We start from the raw sequence: 18,733 nt of genomic DNA, 5'->3' as shown, positions 1-18,733 counted from the left end.
GGTCGCCGACGTGAAGCACCTGGTCGACACGAGTGGGCGCGGAACTGCCTCCGCCGAGAGGGGGAATCGATGCGCCACGATCTAGTGGACACGACCGAGATGTACCTGCGCACCATCCTCGAACTCGAGGAGGAGGGCGTCCCGCCGTTGCGCGCCCGGATCGCCGAGCGGCTGCGCCAGAGCGGTCCCACCGTCAGCCAGACCGTCGCCCGGATGGAACGCGACGGGCTGCTCACCGTCGAGGGCGACCGGCACCTCGCGCTGACCCCGCTGGGCCGCGCGTCCGCCGTGTCCGTGATGCGCAAGCACCGGCTCGCCGAGCTGCTGCTGGTCAACGTCATCGGGATGCCCTACGAGGAGGCCCACGAGGAGGCCTGCCGGTGGGAGCACGTGATGAGCGACGCGGTCGAGCAGCGGGTGTACGACCTGCTCAACCGCCCCACCCGCTCCCCGTACGGCAACCCGATCCCGGGTCTGGAGGAGCTGGGCACCCCCGAGCAGCCGACCGACCGCAGCGACGGCGAGCGCAACCTGGCGTTCCCGGGGCTCACCGGCACGGTGGTCGTGCGGCGGATCTGCGAGAGCGTGCAGACCGACGCCGACGTGCTGCGGCAGCTGCACGCCGCCGGGGTCGACCCGGGCGCGACCGTGACCGTGGCCCAGGAGCGCGACGGCGTCTCCATCGACCGCTCCGGCGACCGGGTCCGGCTGCCCCGCGAGGTCGCCTCCCGGGTCTTCGTCGCCGCCCGCTGACCTGACCCCGCTCCCCGGGCCCGGCGGGAGGGCTCCGTCCGGTGCCCCGGCGCCGGCGCGCCAGTTCACAGGGCCCGGGTGTCGACCGTCCCCGCCAGCGCGACCAGCTTCCCGGCGACCTCCTCGGCCGCGTCGCGCCCGGCGCCCTTCGGCAGCGTCCAGCGCAGCACGGCCAGCCGGTCCTCGGTGGCCAGCCAGCCCACCTCGGCGACCGGCCCCTGCCCCTTCGTCGCCGCCCCGGTCCGCCGGTAGGCGACCTGACCCAGCCGGCTGACCTTCCGGGCCCCCGCGGGCCACACGTCGGCCGTGAAGTCGGCCACGCCGATCGACGTGTCGGTGACGGCGAGGGTCAGCTCCGGCAGCAGCGCCCGCTTCGCGCGCAGCACGCAGGTGCGGGTGTCGTCGCGCGCGCTGGCCGCCGCCACGTCGAACCGCTCCCCGGTGTGCTCCTCGACCACGGCGAAGTCGAGCAGCCGGCACGCGCCGCCGGAGGACGCCGCCGGCACGTCGACCACGACCGGCGCACCCCGGGGCACCGCCACCGGCTCCGCCGCCTCCGCCCCGCACCCCGCCACCAGCAGCGTCGACACGCCCGCCAGGCAGATCCAACCGCGCACGCCAACCTCCGCGCCTCCCGGCGGTTCCCGCCGACGTCCGCCCGACACCGTACGGGTTGTCCGCCTCGGGCGAAAGCCCACGGTCCGCGGCGACCCGCGCGGGCCGAAGCCCGTCGACGGCGGCACCGGCGCAGGATCAGTCGGCCACGTACGGGCAGTGCCGGCAGCCCCGCCCACAGCAGGTGCCCCGGCGGGCCAGGAAACCGGCGGTGAGCACGAACAGGCCGGTCTCCGGATCGGGATAGCCGGCCTGCCCCGCCGCGAGCGCGGCGGCATGCGCGGCGAGGACCCGCTCCCGGTGCGGGTGCTGCGGCGGCAGCCGCGACGGGTGCGGCTCGGTCAACGGCCGGTCCGCCAACGGCACCCGCTCTCCCCCCACCGCCGCAGTGTAAGGAAGGGCACCTTGTTAACGCATTCTGCATAGGAAGGGCCCCTTCCTAACGCCCGTCGGCGCGCCCACCCGGCGCGCCCGCCGTGCGGCCCGCCGCCGGCTACGTCGGGTCGGCGCGACGGGGCCGGCGGGCCAGCAGGTACGCCTGGGGGCCGCACTCGTAGCCCTCCGGCTCCCGGACCAGGCGGGAGTGCACGGCGAACCCGGCGGCGGCGAGCTGCGCGGCGATCCGGTCCGGCGGCAGCCAGTGCACGTCGTAGGAGACGGTGTGGCCGTACGCCTGCTCCAGGCGGATCCGCTTGTCGCCGGCCTTGAACGCGAGCAGCAGCTCGCCGCCCGGGGCGAGCACCCGATGGAACTCCGCGAAGACGGCCGGCAGCACCTCCGGCGGCAGATGGATGATCGAGTACCAGGCGACGAGCCCGGCGAGGCCGGCGTCGGCCAGCGGCAGGTCGGTCATCGAGGCGACGACGAAGCGCACCCCCGGCCAGGATTGGCGGGCCACGGCGACCATCCCCGGGGAGAGGTCGAGGCCGGCGACGTCCAGCCCGAGGCCACGCAGGTGGGCGGTGATCCGGCCGGTGCCACAGCCGACCTCCACGACCGGCCCGGACGTGGCCGCCCGGGTGGTCCCACCACCGCCGACCAGCTCGGCGAAGGTGGCCAGCAGGGCCCGCTCCAACGGCTTGTGCCTCAGCTCACCGTGGACCAGCCGGGCGTAGTCGACGGCCACCTCGTCGTACGCGGCGCGGGTCTCCCGCAGCCAGTTCGGTTCCCCCATGACGGGCGACCCTAGCCGCCGGACACGACGTGCTGCCCGAGTGCCGCGCGCCGAGGCGGGCCGGGTCAGGAGGCGGCGGTGCCTCAGCGGGGAACGCCCTCCGTCTCCACACGTCACCCCGCTCCGGGCGTCACGCGAACCAGGTGACCGCCTGACCGTGCGGCCTCGTCCAGGCCAGCGGCGTGCCGTCCAGCGCGAGCACGTTGTGCAGCGTCCCGTCCGGTGGCTCCGGCAGCGCGCCGTGCCCCAGCACCTGCGGGGTCTCGTTGGCGAGCCAGTGGCCGGGCAGTGTGCGTACCAGATCGGCGAAGGCCGCCCGGCGCGGAGCCGGCACCAGATAGAGCACGCTGGTGTGGAACACGACCAGGGTCGCGCCGGCGGGCGCCCGCGCGGCCAGCGCCGGCAGGTCGTCGACGAGATCGCCGCGGACGAGCAGCGGCGGGTCGGCCGCCGCGACGGCCGACGCGGCCCGCAGCCGGGCGCGGCGGTGGGTGTGCTCGGGCCAGACGAGGGCGTCGAGCCAGGCGACGTCGGCGGGGTCGGTCACGTCGAGGGGGTTCAGGTCCAGCCCGGCCCGCCACACCACCTCGGGCCGGCGGGTCGGCGGCGCGACGCCGGTGAGCGCGCAGTCGAGGACGGGCTCGCCGTCGCCGAGCCGGTGGTCGCCGTAGCGGTAGGCGTACCGGTCGGGGTAGAGGCACAGCCCCGCCGACGCGCCGACCTCCAGCAGCGCGAGGGGCTGCGGCAGCGTGGCCAGCACCGGCAGGAGCGCCGCGCACCGGCCGGCCTCGTTGGTCTGGGTCGCGCGGGTACGCAGCTGCGCCGCGACCGCCGGCCAGTTGGCCGCCGCGAACTCGCCGAACCCGGCCGGGTCCTCGACCGGCCCGCCGAGCAGCCGGACGACGGCGAACAGCAGGTTGGGCTGCCGTTTGGCCGCCGGCACCGTGCCGAGCAGCGCGAGCAGTCGACCGTCGCGGGCGACGGCGTGGGCCAGCCGCTCGTACGCGGGAGACACGCCGCGCGCCTCGCGGTCGGCGAACTCGACGTAACTGGCGGCGACCGCCGCATCCACACCTGTCGTCATCGCCGAAGGCTAGCCGCTCTGCGGGGTGTGAGAGAGGCACCCCTCTCTACCGTAGGCGTTAACAAGGTGCCCTTCCTTGCACCGACAGGTCGGGCCCGGGCGCTGGCGCGCCCGGGCCCGACCTGCCTGCAACACTCAGCTACAGCCGCTGGTGGACCCGCAGCCCTCGCAGACGTAGCAGCTTCCGGCCGGGCGCATCTTCGTGCCGCAGGTGAAGCACAGCGGCGCGTCGGCGGCCTTGCCGATCACGGCCTCCAGCAGCTCCGTGCTGGAGCCCACCGACGGGGCCGGCTTGGCGGCGGCGACGTCGGCCAGCTCCTGCGTCGGCTGGGCGACCGCCCCGACCGTGGCCGGCTGGCCCGGCGTAGCGGTCTCCGGCGACTCGACCGGCGCGGAGGCCGCCATCGCGGTGAGGTCCGCACCGCTGACCGTCGCGCTCTCCGCCTCCGCCTCGGCCCGCAGCTGGGCGGCCCGCTCCTTGGCGGTGAAGATGCCCAGCTCGGCGCGGCGCTCGTACGGCAGGAAGTCCAGGGCCAGGCGACGGAAGATGTAGTCCATCACCGAGGCGGCCATCCGCACGTCCGGGTCGTCGGTCATGCCGGCCGGCTCGAAGCGCATGTTGGTGAACTTGCTGACGTACGTCTCCAGCGGGACGCCGTACTGGAGGCCGATGGAGATGGCCACCGAGAAGGCGTCCATCACGCCGGCCAGGGTCGAGCCCTGCTTCGACATCTTCAGGAAGACCTCGCCGAGGCCGTCGTCCGGGTACGACGAGGCGGTGAGGTATCCCTCCGCGCCGCCGACGGAGAAGCTGACCGTCTCCGAGGGACGCTTCTTCGGCAGCCGCTTGCGCACCGGGCGGTACTCGACGACCTTCTCCACGACCTTCTCGACGGCCTTCTCCGCCTCGGCCGGGGCCTCGACCGACGCGGTCGCCTTGTTGGGCTTGGCCACCGACAGCGGCTGGCCGACCTTGCAGTTGTCCCGGTAGATCGCCAGCGCCTTCAGGCCGAGCTTCCAGCCCTCGAAGTAGATCTTCTCGACGTCCTCGACGGTCGCCTGCTCCGGCATGTTGACCGTGTTGTGGTTCATGATGCCGTTCGCCACGAAGGCGTGGGTCTCCGGCACCGACAGGTCGAACACCTCCCGCTCACCGGCATCCACGACGGAGTCGACGGGCGAGAAGTGCAGGTTGCCGTCCAGCACCTGGCGCAGCCATCCCGGCAGCACCACCCCGTCGAGGGAGGCCACCCGCTCCACGGTACGACGGGTGACGTGCGTGGTGCGCTCGTCGAGGAGGAACGCGAAGCTCGAACGGTCACCGCGAACGCCGTCCCGGCCCGGCCTTCCCGCTGGAATGAGGTCGTACAGCTCCCGCCCGGTGATGCCGGGCACGACATCCGCCGTCCCCGTGCCATAGGACTGTGCGAGGTAGCGCGCGGCGGCAGCCGCCTTCTCCGGCTCCAGGAACGGCACCATGCTCACCAAGAGCTGCCCCTGGTAGCCGGCGGCGTAGACCTCGTCGTACGACTTGCCGTACTCGGAGTTGAACTTGCTCACCCGGCCGTGCACGACGCCGAGGTTGGTCAACACGGCCTGCAGGTCGTCCAGCAGGGCCGGGCTGTCCAGACAGATCGCCCACTTCGGCGCGGTCGCGGTCGTCACGTACGCGTCGAGCGCGAGCCCACGCAGGAAGGCCAGCACCATGTCGCGGGGCGAACGCAGCACCGCATCGGGGATCCGCTTTTCGGACGCCCGCGAGCCACAGCCGAGCTCCGTCATGAACTCCACGACGGACTTGGATGACAGGACCACCCCCGGGCACTTGCCAGGCTGCCGGTCGATCCGGGCGGTCAGCCCGAACACCGACTGCCAGGCTGCCTGGATCCGCTCCAGCACCGAGTCGACCGAGTTGGTGATGGTGATCGTCCAGTTGCTGCGGCTGGTGTGCCCCTCGGCGGCGTAGGCACCGAGAAGGAATGCCAGCTCCTCCGTCATCTCCTGCGGCAGCGTCACGGCCCGCTGGTTCCCGTAGGACCGCGACGTCACCACGTCGCGCAGGCTCGCCGGGACGGACGACCACAGGTCGGCGCCGTACTGGGTGGCGACGTGGTCACCCGGCTGGAGCTCGCCCAGCGTTTTCCAGACCAGTCCGCCGTCCCCGGCGGTGAGCAGTCGGTGCGGGTAGGTGCCGGTCACCGAGTGCCCCGAACGGAGCGTGACCGTCCGCACCGGCCGGACCCCGCCGTAGTAGAACGCGTCGGTCTTGCGGTCACCGTCCAGGGAGGAGATCTTCAGGAACTCCGTCCGGAAGGTGTCCTCCGCCTCGCCCTGGTAGAGACTGCCCATCCGGACGAGCCCGTCCCCGGAGGCCACCAGGGTCTCCCCGACGACGCACTTGGAGATGGCGCCGGAGATGAACGGCTGGACGGCCGCCATCATCCGCACGTGCCCCATCGGCGCGATCGACCGCTCGCCCATGGCGCAGTCGAAGACCGGGTAGTGCTCCGGCTTGAGGCCGGGGGCGTCCACCACGTGACCGTGGTCGGCGATGTGCTCGACGATCGCCTCGACCTGCTCCTCGGGGTAGCCGAGGCTGCGCAGGGCGCGCGGGACGGTCTGGTTGACGATCTGCATGGAGCCGCCGCCGACCAGCTTCTTGAACTTGACCAGCGCCAAATCGGGCTCAACGCCCGTAGTGTCGCAATCCATCATCAAGCCAATAGTTCCGGTCGGAGCGAGTACTGCGGCCTGGGAGTTGCGCCAGCCGTGCTTGTCGCCGATCTTGTTGCCCTGGGTCCACTGCTTCGTGGCCTCCCGGACGATCGCGGTGGCGACCGTGCCCGTGGGCTTGATCTCGTCGTTCGCGGCGGCGTGCTTGCGCATGACCCGCTTGTGCGGCTCGGCGTTGCGGGCGTAGCCGTCGTACGCGCCGACGATGCCGGCCAGCTCGGCCGAGCGGCGGTACGCCGTGCCGGTCATCAGCGAGGTGATGGCGGCGGCGACGGAGCGGCCCTGCTCCGAGTCGTACGGCAGGCCCGAGGCCATCAGCAGCGCGCCGAGGTTGGCGTACCCGATGCCGAGCTGCCGGTAGGCGCGGGTGGTCTCGCCGATCCGCTCGGTCGGAAAGTCGGCGAAGCAGATCGAGATGTCCATCGCGGTGATGACGAACTCGACCGAGCGGACGAACTTCTCCACCTCGAACCCGCCGTCGGCCCGCAGGAACTTCATCAGGTTCAGCGAGGCCAGGTTGCAGGACGAATTGTCCAAATGAAGGTATTCACTACATGGATTAGATGCGGTGATTCGTCCGGTTTCCGGGCAGGTGTGCCAGTCGTTGATCGTGTCGTCGTACTGGAGGCCGGGGTCGGCGCACTCCCAGGCGGCCTGGGCGATGGTGCGGAACAGCTTCTTGGCGTCGATGGTCTCGATGGTCTGCCCGTCGAGCCGCCCGCGCAGGTCGAAGCCGCCGCCGTTCTCCACGGCCGACATGAACTCGTCGGAGACGCGCACCGAGTTGTTGGCGTTCTGGTACTGCACGCTGACGATGTCGTTGCCGCCGAGGTCCATGTCGAAGCCGGCGTCCCGCAGCGCGCGGATCTTGTCCTCCTCGCGCGCCTTGGTGATCACGAACTCCTCGATGTCCGGGTGGTCGACGTCGAGGATGACCATCTTCGCCGCGCGCCGGGTGGCGCCGCCGGACTTGATCGTGCCGGCGGAGGCGTCCGCGCCGCGCATGAAGCTGACCGGGCCGGAGGCGGTGCCGCCGGAGGAGAGCAGCTCGCGGGAGGAGCGGATCCGGGAGAGGTTGACCCCGGAGCCGGAGCCGCCCTTGAAGATCAGCCCCTCCTCCTTGTACCAGTCGAGGATCGAATCCATCGAGTCGTCGACGGAGAGGATGAAGCAGTTGTGCACCCGGAGGTTGCCGGCGAGGAACTCGCCGCTCTCCGTCTGGATGTCGTAGACCTCCATCGCGCCGAGCGGCTCGATGCGGTCGATCTCCAGCCGCTTGACGCCGCCGGCCGACCGGCCCGCCTTGGCGAAGCTCTGCTCGAGCTTGGCCATCTTCTCCGCGCCGACGAAGCCGATGTGGGTGGCGAAGAGGTCACGGTCGCCGTCGTTCTGGATCCGGACCGACCAGCAGCCCTTGCGGTTCGGGCGCGGGTCGGGCTTGTGCGCGACGCGGGAGAAGATCCCGAAGCGCAGCAGCAGGCTCTGCACGCCCCGGATCAGCTTCTCCGAGACCATGTCCACCGCGACGAGCGTCGAGTGCTCGCGCGCGGAGACGTAGCCCTCGGCCTGGAAGATGCTGCGCAGGTACGCCGCGACGACCGGCAGCGGCGCGGTGAAGAGTTGCCGCGGCACCTCCATCTCGACGCCGCGGGTGAGCAGGTCCCACTTCTGCACGAACGGGCGCAGGTGCTCGCCGTAGAGGCGGGTGCGCCGACAGTCCAGCTCGTCGCTCTGCGTCGTCACCGTGCGCTCGTGCCGGTGTGCGCCGCCGAAGACCTCGTCGAGAGTGACGGTGACCCAGTCCAGCTCGTCGTCGTTGACGGTCATCGCCTCGATCGTCAACGACCGGTTCGTGCCCTCGTCGTACTGCCCCACGAACCCGTCGGACTGCAGCCAGCCGGCGAGCGCGGCCTCGCGGATCTCCCGCAGGTCGATCTCGCTCTCGCCATAGGCGTAGGTGCGGTGCCACTCCAGCTTGTCGCCGGGCGCGAGCGTGCCGGCCTCGACCCACTGGCCCGTGCCGTCGCCCGTGCTCTTCCACACCACGTGGTCCGGCGTGACGTCGAGCTGGTAACCCGCCTTGGTGTGCAGCCGGACGACCTCGCGCACCCCGTTGGCCTTGACGGCGACGATCCTGGTCAGGCCGTTGCTGTCGTACACCTTGGCCCCGACGGCGTTCCCCTCGACCAGCTTGCCGATCGGCACCAGGCCGCCGGGGGTGCTGACCAGCGAGTCGTAGGGCAGGCACGCGCTGACCTGCTGGGGCGAGGGCGTGCCGACGTTGAACCAGACCGGCGAGTTGAAGCTGAACACCTGGTGCAGCAGCATCCAGGTCAGCTCGTGGCCGAACACCTCGGCGTCGGCCGGGGTCGCGAAGTAGCCGTGCTCCTCACCGGCGGCCCGGTAGGTGCTGACCACCCGGTCGATGAGCTGCCGCAGCGACCACTCCCGCTCGGGGGTGCCCACGGCGCCCCGGAAGTACTTGGTGGTGACGATGTTGGCCGCGTTGACGCTCCAGGACTCGGGGAACTCGACCCCGCGCTGCTCGAAGTTGATTGAGCCGTCCCGCCAGTTCGTCATCACGACGTCGCGACGCTCCCACGTCACCTCGTCGTAGGGGTGGACCCCCTCGGTCGTCCACACCCGCTCGATCTTCAGGCCGGTGCTGGCCTTCGTCCGCGTCCGGCTTGCTGTCACGCCGTCCCCCGCCATCTCATCCGCCCCCTCGTCTGCGCGGTCACCCACCGCGCGTCCAAACTGTCAGAAACCAGAAAAATCATTCGGTACGGCCGGCGGCCCCCGCCGCCGCCGTCCCGTCGCCGGCCACGGCGCCCTCCCGGGCGCGGGCGGCGGCCCGCAGCGTCTCGATCTCGCGCTCGAAGTCCGCGAGGGAGTCGAACGAGCGGTAGACGCTGGCGAAGCGCAGGTAGGCCACCTCGTCCAGGTCCCGCAGCGGGCCCAGGATCGCCAGGCCCACGTCGTGGCTGGGGATCTCGGCGGCCCCCTTGGCCCGGATGGTCTCCTCGACCTTCTGCGCGAGCAGGGCGATCGAGTCCTCGTCGACCGGTCGCCCCTGGCACGCCTTGCGCACCCCACCGACGATCTTGATGCGGCTGAACGGCTCGGTCACCCCGCTCCGCTTGACCACGGCGAGCACCGCCTCCTCGACGGTGGTGAACCGCTTGCCGCACTCGGGGCAGGACCGCCGCCGCCGGATCAGCTGGCCGTCGTCGGCCTCCCGCGAGTCGACGACCCGGGAGTCGGCGTGCCGGCAATATGGGCACCGCATCGCCTGACCTCCTTCATCGACGGCGGGCCGACAGGCATCCCCGGGCACGCGAAACCGCGGCGCCGGCCCCGCTCGGGGACCACCACCGGGTGCGGTAGCGGGGAGTGCGGTCGGTAGTCGAACCCAACCTGTAGGCGACTTACGCCCGTGTGACTACTACATCTAGGGGTTGACCGTATGCGTCCGGCGGACCGTGGTCAAGTTCGCCGGGGCGTGTCCGGCGCGTCGCCAGAATCACGTCGGCACCCCCTCCGCGGGGCCGCCGAAAGCCCCAACGCGGCACGCGTCCCCCCGGTCACGCCCTGCGGCCGACCCGCGCCTCGAACGGGGATCGGGCAGGCGCGCATCGAACTGACGTTCGAGCGCGCGTACCATTTATCAGAACAGGCGTTCGGATTTCCCGCTTTTCGAGTCCGACACGCCGACGAAGGTCGTACAGATGTTTGAAAATGACCGATCCCACCTATACGGTCAAGAACAACCGGGCCGGGGAGCACGCGGGCCGGCCGAGGCAACGCGCGGCTCACCCCCACGCCCCGAGCCGCCGGGCAACGAGCGCCGACCAGGGAGGACGGACGTGACCGAGGACCGGGCCAGCCGGCCGAAGAACCCGCAGCAGAGCACCGAGGCGGGTCCGCCGGCCACCCGACGCCCCCGCGCCGCGCGCAGCCGGGCCGCCCAGCCGGCCGTGCGCCCGGTCACCCCGATGGTCAGCAGCTTCCCCGACCCGGCCACGGTCGACCTGACCGCCCGGCAGCGCCGCATCCTGGAGTTCATCCGCACCTGGGTCGAGCGGCACGGCTACCCGCCGAGCGTGCGGGAGATCGGCGAGGCCGTCGGCCTGGTCTCCCCGTCCAGCGTCGCCTACCAGCTCAAGGAGCTGGAGAAGAAGGGCTTCCTGCGGCGCGACCCGAACCGGCCGCGCGCGGTGGACGTCCGGGCTCCCGCCGACACCCTCGACGACGAGGCGAGCCGCTCGCAGCGCCCCGCACCGGCGTACGTGCCGATGCTCGGCCGGATCGCCGCCGGTGGCCCCATCCTCGCCGAGCAGTCGGTGGAGGACGTCTTCCCCCTCCCCCGCGAGCTGGTGGGCGAGGGCGAGGTCTTCATGCTCCAGGTCAAGGGCGACTCGATGCTCGACGCGGCGATCTGCGACGGCGACTGGGTGGTGGTGCGGCAGCAGCCGACCGCCGAGGCCGGCGACATCGTCGCCGCGATGCTCGACGGCGAGGCGACCGTGAAGACCTACCGCCGCCGTGACGGCCACGTCTGGCTGATGCCGCAGAACCCGGCCTTCGACCCGATCCCGGGTGACGACGCCACCATCATGGGTCGGGTCGTCGCGGTCCTGCGCCGCATCTGACGGGTCACGCCCCCTGACGGGCCACCCGGGGCCGGTGGCGCCCACCGCCGACGGTCCGGGTGCCCGCGCACCCGGGTCGGTCTCGGCGGGCAGCCCGGCCAGCACCAGCGGGCCGGCGGGCGAGGACGCCCGCCGCGCCGGGGCGCTACCGCGGTCAGTACCGGTCGCCCCGGTATTCGCGGCCCCCGCCGGGCGGCTGGCCGTAGCCGCCGCGCTCGTCGCCGGGCCCGCCGTCGCCGTGCCGGCCTCCGCGCGGGTCCCTGGGGTCGCGCCCCCGCCGGGGCGGCTCGGCCCGCCCGCCGTAGACCCCGCCACGGCCCGGCTGGGCCGCCCGGTCCGGCGGGGCCGCGCCCCCACCCCGGCCGGGGGGAGCACCCCCGGGCTGCGCGCCGCCGTGCCCGCCGACGCCGGAGGGCCGGCCACCGCCGCCCCCGTACACGCCGCCGCCCTGTGGGGGACGGGCGGCCCCCGCCGGGCGGGCCGCGCCGCCGTACACGCCGCCGGAGGGCGGGCGGGGGCCGGCGGCGGGGGCCGGGGCGGCGGCGTATCCGCCACCGCCGGCCGGCACTCCGCCGTAGACGCCGCCCCGGCCGCCGCCCGGCGGCCGGCCGTCGACCGGCCGCCCCCGGGCCGGTCCGGCCGGACCGGCGTTGAGCGGGAACTCGTCGCGTTCCGGCAGGTCGGCGTCGCCGGACGGGTCGTCGGGCGGCGCGGGACGCCGCCGGGCCCGCAGGATGCCGAAGATGCCGGCACCGACCATCAGCGCGCCGATCACGCCGACGGCCGCGATGAGGTACGTGATCTCGTCGAGGCTCAGCCCCTCGATCCAGGACTTCTCCGCCGCCGGCTTCGGCGGGCCGGCGTCGCCGCCGTTCAGCGCCTCGGCACCGGTGGTGGCGGGGGTGTAGGCGAGGATCTCGATGGCCTCCTCCTCCCCCAGTTCGCCGCCGTCGGAGACGGTGACGAACGACTTGCCGTCGGGGGTGTAGGAGATCGCCTCGCCGAACGGGTCCGTCAGCGGGGTCACCCGGGGCTTGCCGCCGGTCAGCGCGCCGACGATGTCGCCGCCGGAGACGTCGTACTCGAAGGCGTCCGCGTACGTGCGCAGCACCACCTTCTTGCCGTCGGGCGAGCGGGCCGCGCCGGTGATGGCGACCCGGCCGATCGTGTTGAGCACGTTGGGGGTGTTCGTCTTCGGCAGGGAGACCTCGCCGACCCTGGTCATCGGCACGGGGTCGGTGTCGCCGCTGTTGAGCTTGCCCTCCGGGGTGAAGATCTCGGCCTTGCCGCTGGCCACCTTCGTGATGATCAGCGGCTTGCCGTCGTCGCCGATCAGCAGCGCCTCGGCGTCGTGCGGCTTCTTCTCCGGGTACGACAGCCGGTGCAGCACCGGCCGGGCCGACCCGTCGGCCGGCATGCTCCACACGGCGACCCGTTCCCGCCGCTCGGTGCTGGTGATGTTGTCGCCGATGTCGCCGATCCAGAGCTTCTCGCCGTCCGGCGAGAGCGCCAGGTCCTCCGTGTCGAGCGGGCCGTTGCCCGAGTAGCGGACCTCCTTCGACACCTGGCATTTGGTGTCGAGGAAGAAGACGCGCTTGCGCGCCTCGATGGTGGTGCCGTCGTTGATCACGACGTAGCCGCTCCTGGTCGCCACCAGGCCGGAGAGCTCGCGCAGCCGCTCGTCGGTGACGGCGCAGCGCTTCTTGCCGGGGGTCGGCTCGGGGGCGGCGGCGGCCCCGGGGGCGGGCGCGGCCAGGGCGACTCCGGTGAGCGCCACGGTCGCCCCGAGCAGGCCGAGGGCAACCGTGACCGAGGAAACAGCGCGGCGCATGGGGTCAGTGTCGCATGCCCGTGTAAACGCGAGGGGCACGCCGGACCGCCCGTCGCGGGTGGTCCGGCGTGCCCCTCGCTGTCGCGTGCCGGGCCGGGCCGGCCCGGGTTCACCGGGCGGCGGCGACCCGCTCCTCGGCGGCGGCGTACGGCGCCAGCTCGGCGGCGAGCGCCTCGTCGACCCGCACGTGCAGCATCGTGCCCTCCGGCAGGTGGGCGGAGCTGAGCACCTCGCCCTGCCGGTGCACCCGGGCGACCAGGGCCCCCCGGTCGTACGGCAGCACGGCCCGGACCTCCACGGCGGGGCTGGGCAGCCGCGTCTCGATGGCGGCCCGCACCTCGTCGATCCCCCGCCCGGAGCGGGCCGAGGCGAACACGGCGTCGGGCCAGAGCCGCTTGAGGCGCAGCAGCGTCTCCTCGTCGGCCGCGTCGGTCTTGTTGACCACCAGCAGCTCGGGCAGCCGGTCCGCGCCCACCTCGGCGAGCACCTCGCGGACTGCCCGGACCTGCTCCTCCGGGTCCGGGTGGGCACCGTCGACGACGTGCACCACCAGGTCGGCGTCGGCGACCTCCTCCAGCGTCGAGCGGAACGCCTCGACGATCTGGTGCGGCAGGTGCCGGACGAAGCCGACGGTGTCGGACAGGGTGTAGATGCGCCCGTCGGGCGCGGTGGCCTTGCGGGTGGTCGGGTCCAGCGTGGCGAACAGGGCGTCCTCCACCAGCACGCCGGCACCGGTCAGGCGGTTGAGCAGGCTGGACTTGCCGGCGTTGGTGTAGCCGGCGATGGCCACGGCGGGCACCGCGTTGCGGGAGCGGCGGGCGCGCTTGGTCTGGCGTACGGTGCGCATGGCCTTGATCTCGCGGCGCAGCCGGGCGATGCGGTGCCGGATGCGCCGCCGGTCGGTCTCCAGCTTGGTCTCACCGGGGCCGCGGACGCCGACGCCGCCGCCCGCGCCGCCGCCGCGGCCGGAGCCACCGGTCTGGCGGGACAGCGTCTCGCCCCAGCCGCGCAGCCGGGGCAGCAGGTATTCGAGCTGGGCCAGCTCGACCTGCGCCCGGCCCTCCTTGCTCTTGGCGTGCTGGGCGAAGATGTCGAGGATCAGGGCGGTGCGGTCGACCACCTTGACCTTGGTGCGCTGCTCCAGGTTGCGCAGCTGGGACGGGGACAGCTCACCGTCGCAGATCACGGTGTCGGCGCCGCTGGCGAGCACCGCCGCGGCGAGGTCGTCGACCTTGCCCCGGCCGATGTAGGTGGCGGGGTCGGGGCGGCTGCGGCGCTGGATCAGCCCTTCGAGGACCTGCGAGCCGGCCGTCTCGGCAAGCTGCGCCAGCTCGGTGAGGGAGTTGTCGGCGTCGGTCTGCGTGCCCTCGGTCCAGACCCCGACGAGCACGACCCGCTCCAGCCGGAGCTGGCGGTATTCGACCTCGGTGATGTCGGTGAGCTCGGTGGAGAGGCCAGGGACCCGCCGCAGCGCCTGCCGCTCCGACAGCTCGAACTCCCCGGTGGTCGCCTCGAGCTCGTCGTCCATGAGGGGTACGTAGGTCTCCTGGTTGCGCAAACCGCGCCTCCTGTCCGTTATGTGCCGTAGCGACGGATTCTGTCGCGTACGACCAATCCTGACACGTGTCAACGCCGGATGCACCCGCTATATGCCCGTCGCGTGGACCACCGAACGTGGGGGTGAGTGCTCCGCGATCCGGGCGGGCGAGTAGAAATGCGGGGCGAGGAAAGACCGACCCCGATCAGCGTCGACGGAGGGAATCCTGTGGCCATCACCCGACTTCCGAGCGCGGGATTCTCGATCACGATCCGGATCTCCGTGCCGGCGGACGCCTCCTCGATCGGCCGACTGACCACCTCCGTCGGCGAGGCCGGGGCGATCGTCACCGCGCTGGACGTGGTCGACTCCGACCCCACGCACGTGCTGGTCGACCTGACCTGCGACACCGCCGACGCCGGCCACGCCGACCAGGTCGTCGACGCGCTCACCGCCCTGGACGGGGTGGACGTGCGCAAGGTGTCCGACCGCACGTTCCTGCTGCACCTCGGCGGCAAGATCGAGGTGAGTTCGAAGGTCGCGCTGCGCAACCGCGACGAGCTGTCCCGGGCGTACACGCCGGGCGTGGCCCGGGTCTGCATGGCGATCGCGGAGAACCCGGCCGACGCCCGGCGGCTCACCATCAAGCGCAACACGGTCGCGGTGGTCAGCGACGGCTCGGCGGTGCTCGGCCTGGGCAACCTCGGGCCGGCGGCGTCGCTGCCGGTGATGGAGGGCAAGGCGGCGCTGTTCAAGCGCTTCGGCGGGGTGGACGCCTGGCCGGTGGTGCTCGACACCCAGGACACCGACGAGATCGTGGCGATCGTCAAGGCGATCGCGCCCGCGTACGGCGGGATCAACCTGGAGGACATCGCCGCGCCGCGCTGCTTCGAGATCGAGGCCCGGCTGCGTGACGCGCTGGACATCCCGGTGTTCCACGACGACCAGCACGGCACCGCGATCTGCGTGCTGGCCGCGCTGACCAACGCCCTGCGCGTCGTGGGCAAGCAGCTCGCGGACGTGCGGGTGGTCGTCTCGGGCGCGGGCGCGGCCGGCACCGCGATCATGAAGCTGCTGCTGCGCCAGGGCGTCGGCGACATCATCGCGTACGACCGGCAGGGCGCCCTGCACCGCGGCCTGACCGGGCTCAACCCGGCCTGGCAGTGGCTGGCCGAGAACACCAACAAGGAGAACTACTCCGGCGACCTGGCCGGGGCGGTGCGCGGCGCGGACGTGTTCATCGGGGTGAGCGCGCCCAACCTGCTCACCGGCGACGACATCGCCACCATGGCCAAGGACGCGATCGTCTTCGCGCTGGCCAACCCGGACCCGGAGGTCGACCCCCGGGAGGCGCGCAAGCACGCCGCCGTGGTCGCCACGGGCCGGTCCGACCAGCCCAACCAGATCAACAACGTGCTCGCCTTCCCGGGCGTGTTCCGGGGCATGCTCGACGCGCACGCCGAGGAGTTCACCGAGGAGATGGCGATCGCCGCCGCCCGGGCCATCGCGGACGTCGTCGGCGAGGACAAGATCAACCCGACGGTCATCGTGCCCAGCGTGTTCGACGCCCGGGTGGCGCCGGCGGTCGCCGCGGCCGTCCGCGCCGCCGCGCAGACCCCCGCCGCCGCGGTTCCCCCGCCGGCCGCCGACCCGGGCCCGGCGGACCTCCCGGAGATCGCCGCCACCGCCAGCGCCACCCCCTGATCAGCGGCGGAGCGCGGCGGGGTCGACGGCGCCGGTGGCGATCAGGAGGGCCGGGCCCGCCAGCCAGCAGGCGTCGTCGGTCACCGTGACCGTGAGGCGGCCGCCGGGGACGTCGACCGTCACCGTGCCGGCGTCCCGGCCGGCGTCGCGCAGGGCGACCGCGGCGACCGCGCACGCGCCCGTGCCGCAGGACAGCGTCTCGGCGGAGCCCCGCTCGTGGACCCGCATCAGCACGTGGCCGTCGACGCCGTCGACCGGGTCGCCGGGGACGGTGAACTCGACGTTCACCCCGGCCGGGAAGAGCGCCGGGTCGACGGCGGGGGCCCGGGTGAGGTCGAGCGCGCCCAGGTCCAGCCCGGCCGGCAGGGCGCAGACGAGGTGCGGGTTGCCGACGTCCACGGCGGTGCCGGCGAGGGTCAGCCCGCCCAGGGCGGCGGTCGACGTGTCGTACAGCCGGGGGCGGCGCATCTCCACGGCGATGCCGTCGCCCTCGACGCGGGCCCGCACCAGGCCGGCGCGGGTGACCACCGGCACGGTGCCGTCGACGGGCTCGGCCAGCTCCTGCGCCAGCAGGTAGCGGACGAAGACCCGCGCGCCGTTGCCGCACATCTCGGCGAAGGACCCGTCGGCGTTCCAGTAGTCCATGAACCACTCGGCCTCGCCGGCCAGGCCCGCCCCCTCGGGGTGCTTGGCGGCCCGCACCACCCGCAGGACGCCGTCCGCGCCGAGGCCCCGCCGCCGGTCGCAGAGCGCGGCGACCAGGCCCGGGGTCAGGTCGAGCGCGCCGTCCGGGTCGGGGAGGATGACGAAGTCGTTGCCGGTGCCGTGTCCCTTGGTGAACTCCACGCCCCCATCATCGCGCAGCCGCGCCGACGAGACGCAGCGCCGCCTCGGCCAGCCCCGGGTCGGCGGAGTCCAGCCAGTGGATCCGTGGGTCGCGGCGGAACCAGGAGCGCTGCCGGCGGACGAACCGCCGGGTGGCCCGGATCGTCTCGTCGTGCGCCTCGGCCTCGGTCAGCTCGCCGGCGAGGAAGCGCAGCACCTGCTGGTAGCCGAGCGCCCGGCTGGCCGTGCGGCCCTCCGGCAGGCCCCGGTCGAGCAGGCCCCGGACCTCGTCGACCAGGCCGTCGGCCCACATCCGGTCCACCCGCAGCGCGATCCGCTCGTCGAGCGCCGCGGTGTCCAGGTCGACGCCGAGCTGCACCGACGGGTAGTACGGGGTGGGTTCGGGCAGCGCCGCCGTGAAGGGGGCCCCGGTCAGCTCGATGACCTCCAGGGCGCGGACGATCCGCCGGCCGTTGCCGGGCAGGATGCCCTCGGCCGCCGCCGGGTCGGCCGCGCGCAGCCGGGCGTGCAGGGGGGCGGGGCCGACGGCCGCCAGTTCCGCCTCCAGCCGGGCGCGCAGCTGCGGATCGGTGCCGGGAAACTCGAATCGTTCCAGCACCGCCCGCACGTACAGCCCGGAGCCGCCGACCAGCAGCGGCACCCGGCCCCGGGCCAGGATGTCGTCGATCGCCGCGCGGGCCAGCCGCTGGTATTCCGCGACGCTGGCCGGTTCGGTCACCGGCCAGATGTCGAGCAGGTGGTGCGGCACACCGTCCCGCTCGACGGGGGTGAGCTTCGCCGTGCCGACGTCCATGCCCCGGTAGAGCTGCATCGAGTCGGCGTTGACCACCTCGCCGCCGAGGGCGTGGGCGAGGGCGATGCTCAGCGCGGACTTGCCGGCGGCGGTGGGCCCGACGACGGCGACGACGGTGCCGCGCCCGGCGGGCCCGGCGCTGCCGGCGCCGGCGTCGCACCCGGCGGGCCCGTCGGCGCCGGGCCCGGTCGCGGTCACGCCGGCTCCCAGGTGGCCACGAAGTAGGCGACGCCGTAGGGCGCGTCGTGGTAGGTCAGGTCGCCGCGCCAGTCGCCGCCCGCCGCCCGGGCCGCGCCGGCCAGCACCTGCCAGGGCCCGCGCCCGGCGACCTTCAGCCGCGCCGACAGGGCCGGGTCGAGGCCGAGCAGCGCCTCGGCGTCCGCGTCGGCCAGGGCCCGGGCGACCCCGTCGTCGTACGCTCCCGCGAGCGGGTCGGCGTAGCCGGGGGCCTTCGTGCCGTGGCACGCCGAGCCGTCGCCGAGCACCAGCAGCGCCACCCGGGGACGACGCCGGTGCACCTGCCCGGCCAGCTCGGCCAGCTCGGCGGGGCTCGCCCCGGCGGCCACCTGGGCGGCGTCGACCGGCGCCCCGACCCGGTGCCGGGCGAGCAGCCACGCGCCCACGGCCAGGCTCAGCGGGAGGGTGGGCGCATCCGTCGTCGCCGGGAAGCCGCCGGCGGCCGGGACGGCGGGCGGCGGGAACGGGACGGACAGGTCCACCCCCCAGGGCCGGAAGGAGCCGACGGCCGGCGGCGCGATCCACCCGGTCGCCGGCCCGGTGCCCAGCAGCACCAGCCCGTCGGGGGCGCAGGCCAGCAGCCGGGCCACGGCGGCGTCGGCGGCGCGGCGGAGTTCGGCCAGCTCAGCGGCGGCGGCGCCGGCCAGCTCGGGCACGATCAGGGGCGGGTGGGGGCAGACGGCGGCGGCGACCAGGGGCACCCGTTCACCGTAGCGGGACCCACCGGTGCGTCCCCGCGCCGATCCGGTCATCGCGGGGCTAGGACACCGTATG

Annotated in this window: 14 protein-coding genes; 3 read left to right on the top strand and 11 right to left on the bottom strand. The window is 73.6% G+C overall.

Translation table 11 applies throughout. The features are described from left to right. Nucleotides 1–69: 69 nt before the first annotated feature. Nucleotides 70–753 carry a metal-dependent transcriptional regulator gene (locus tag O7628_RS21635; protein WP_178063916.1) on the top strand — a complete coding sequence of 228 codons (684 nt, stop codon included), beginning with the start codon at nucleotides 70–72 and terminating at the stop codon, nucleotides 751–753. Between the two features lie 65 nt (nucleotides 754–818). Here O7628_RS21635 and O7628_RS21630 read toward each other — a convergent pair whose 3' ends face one another. The 6 genes from O7628_RS21630 to nrdR form a co-directional block, all read right to left on the bottom strand. Beyond that, entirely contained in the window at nucleotides 819–1,370 is a 552-nt protein-coding gene (locus tag O7628_RS21630) for a hypothetical protein (protein WP_278133152.1), read from the bottom strand. 136 nt (nucleotides 1,371–1,506) lie between these two features. Continuing rightward, nucleotides 1,507–1,749, bottom strand: a complete 243-nt coding sequence (locus tag O7628_RS21625; protein WP_074473963.1) for a DUF5522 domain-containing protein — start codon at nucleotides 1,747–1,749, stop codon at nucleotides 1,507–1,509. A 112-nt stretch (nucleotides 1,750–1,861) separates the two neighbouring features. Beyond that, the gene (locus tag O7628_RS21620; RefSeq protein WP_278133149.1) at nucleotides 1,862–2,542 is read right to left on the bottom strand and encodes a class I SAM-dependent methyltransferase; all 681 of its coding nucleotides are present in this window, start codon (nucleotides 2,540–2,542) and stop codon (nucleotides 1,862–1,864) included. A 130-nt stretch (nucleotides 2,543–2,672) separates the two neighbouring features. Continuing rightward, nucleotides 2,673–3,626 (bottom strand): DUF2332 domain-containing protein, encoded by a 954-nt coding sequence (locus O7628_RS21615; RefSeq protein WP_278133148.1) that lies wholly within the window; start codon nucleotides 3,624–3,626, stop codon nucleotides 2,673–2,675. 135 nt (nucleotides 3,627–3,761) lie between these two features. After that, nucleotides 3,762–9,071 carry a vitamin B12-dependent ribonucleotide reductase gene (locus O7628_RS21610; RefSeq protein ID WP_278136376.1) on the bottom strand — a complete coding sequence of 1,770 codons (5,310 nt, stop codon included), beginning with the start codon at nucleotides 9,069–9,071 and terminating at the stop codon, nucleotides 3,762–3,764. A gap of 64 nt (nucleotides 9,072–9,135) precedes the next feature. Continuing rightward, nucleotides 9,136–9,648: a transcriptional regulator NrdR gene (nrdR, locus tag O7628_RS21605; RefSeq protein WP_074473959.1), complete on the bottom strand. Its 513-nt coding sequence runs from the start codon at nucleotides 9,646–9,648 to the stop codon at nucleotides 9,136–9,138. Between the two features lie 577 nt (nucleotides 9,649–10,225). On the opposite strand from nrdR, the gene lexA reads away from it, so the two are divergent. Next, entirely contained in the window at nucleotides 10,226–11,011 is a 786-nt protein-coding gene (lexA, locus tag O7628_RS21600; RefSeq protein WP_278133145.1) for a transcriptional repressor LexA, read from the top strand. 154 nt (nucleotides 11,012–11,165) lie between these two features. Here the strand turns inward: lexA and O7628_RS21595 are convergent, their stop codons facing one another. After that, nucleotides 11,166–12,842 carry a hypothetical protein gene (locus O7628_RS21595; protein ID WP_278133143.1) on the bottom strand — a complete coding sequence of 559 codons (1,677 nt, stop codon included), beginning with the start codon at nucleotides 12,840–12,842 and terminating at the stop codon, nucleotides 11,166–11,168. Nucleotides 12,843–12,951: 109 nt separating this feature from the next. After that, the gene (gene hflX, locus O7628_RS21590; RefSeq protein ID WP_278133141.1) at nucleotides 12,952–14,400 is read right to left on the bottom strand and encodes a GTPase HflX; all 1,449 of its coding nucleotides are present in this window, start codon (nucleotides 14,398–14,400) and stop codon (nucleotides 12,952–12,954) included. A gap of 156 nt (nucleotides 14,401–14,556) precedes the next feature. Here hflX and O7628_RS21585 point away from each other — a divergent pair, with 156 nt between their 5' ends. Next, complete coding sequence (locus O7628_RS21585; RefSeq protein ID WP_176734812.1) at nucleotides 14,557–16,083, top strand: NAD-dependent malic enzyme; 1,527 nt, start codon at nucleotides 14,557–14,559, stop codon at nucleotides 16,081–16,083. Here O7628_RS21585 and dapF read toward each other — a convergent pair whose 3' ends face one another. Genes dapF through O7628_RS21570 form a run of 3 tightly spaced genes read right to left on the bottom strand, consistent with a single transcriptional unit; the run spans nucleotide 16,084 to nucleotide 18,711 of the window. After that, nucleotides 16,084–16,929, bottom strand: coding sequence for a diaminopimelate epimerase (dapF, locus tag O7628_RS21580; RefSeq protein WP_278133138.1), 846 nt, complete (start codon nucleotides 16,927–16,929; stop codon nucleotides 16,084–16,086). 7 nt (nucleotides 16,930–16,936) lie between these two features. Continuing rightward, on the bottom strand, nucleotides 16,937–17,920 hold the full coding sequence (miaA, locus tag O7628_RS21575; RefSeq protein ID WP_278133136.1) for a tRNA (adenosine(37)-N6)-dimethylallyltransferase MiaA: 984 nt from the start codon (nucleotides 17,918–17,920) through the stop codon (nucleotides 16,937–16,939). Beyond that, nucleotides 17,917–18,711: a hypothetical protein gene (locus O7628_RS21570; protein WP_278133134.1), complete on the bottom strand. Its 795-nt coding sequence runs from the start codon at nucleotides 18,709–18,711 to the stop codon at nucleotides 17,917–17,919. The genes miaA and O7628_RS21570 overlap by 4 nt, the downstream gene beginning before the upstream one ends. Nucleotides 18,712–18,733 lie beyond the last annotated feature (22 nt).

The sequence above is a fragment of the Micromonospora sp. WMMD956 genome (assembly GCF_029626125.1).
GTDB classification, from domain to species: Bacteria; Actinomycetota; Actinomycetes; order Mycobacteriales; family Micromonosporaceae; genus Micromonospora; species Micromonospora carbonacea.
This window is presented reverse-complemented; position numbering and strand designations above follow the sequence as displayed.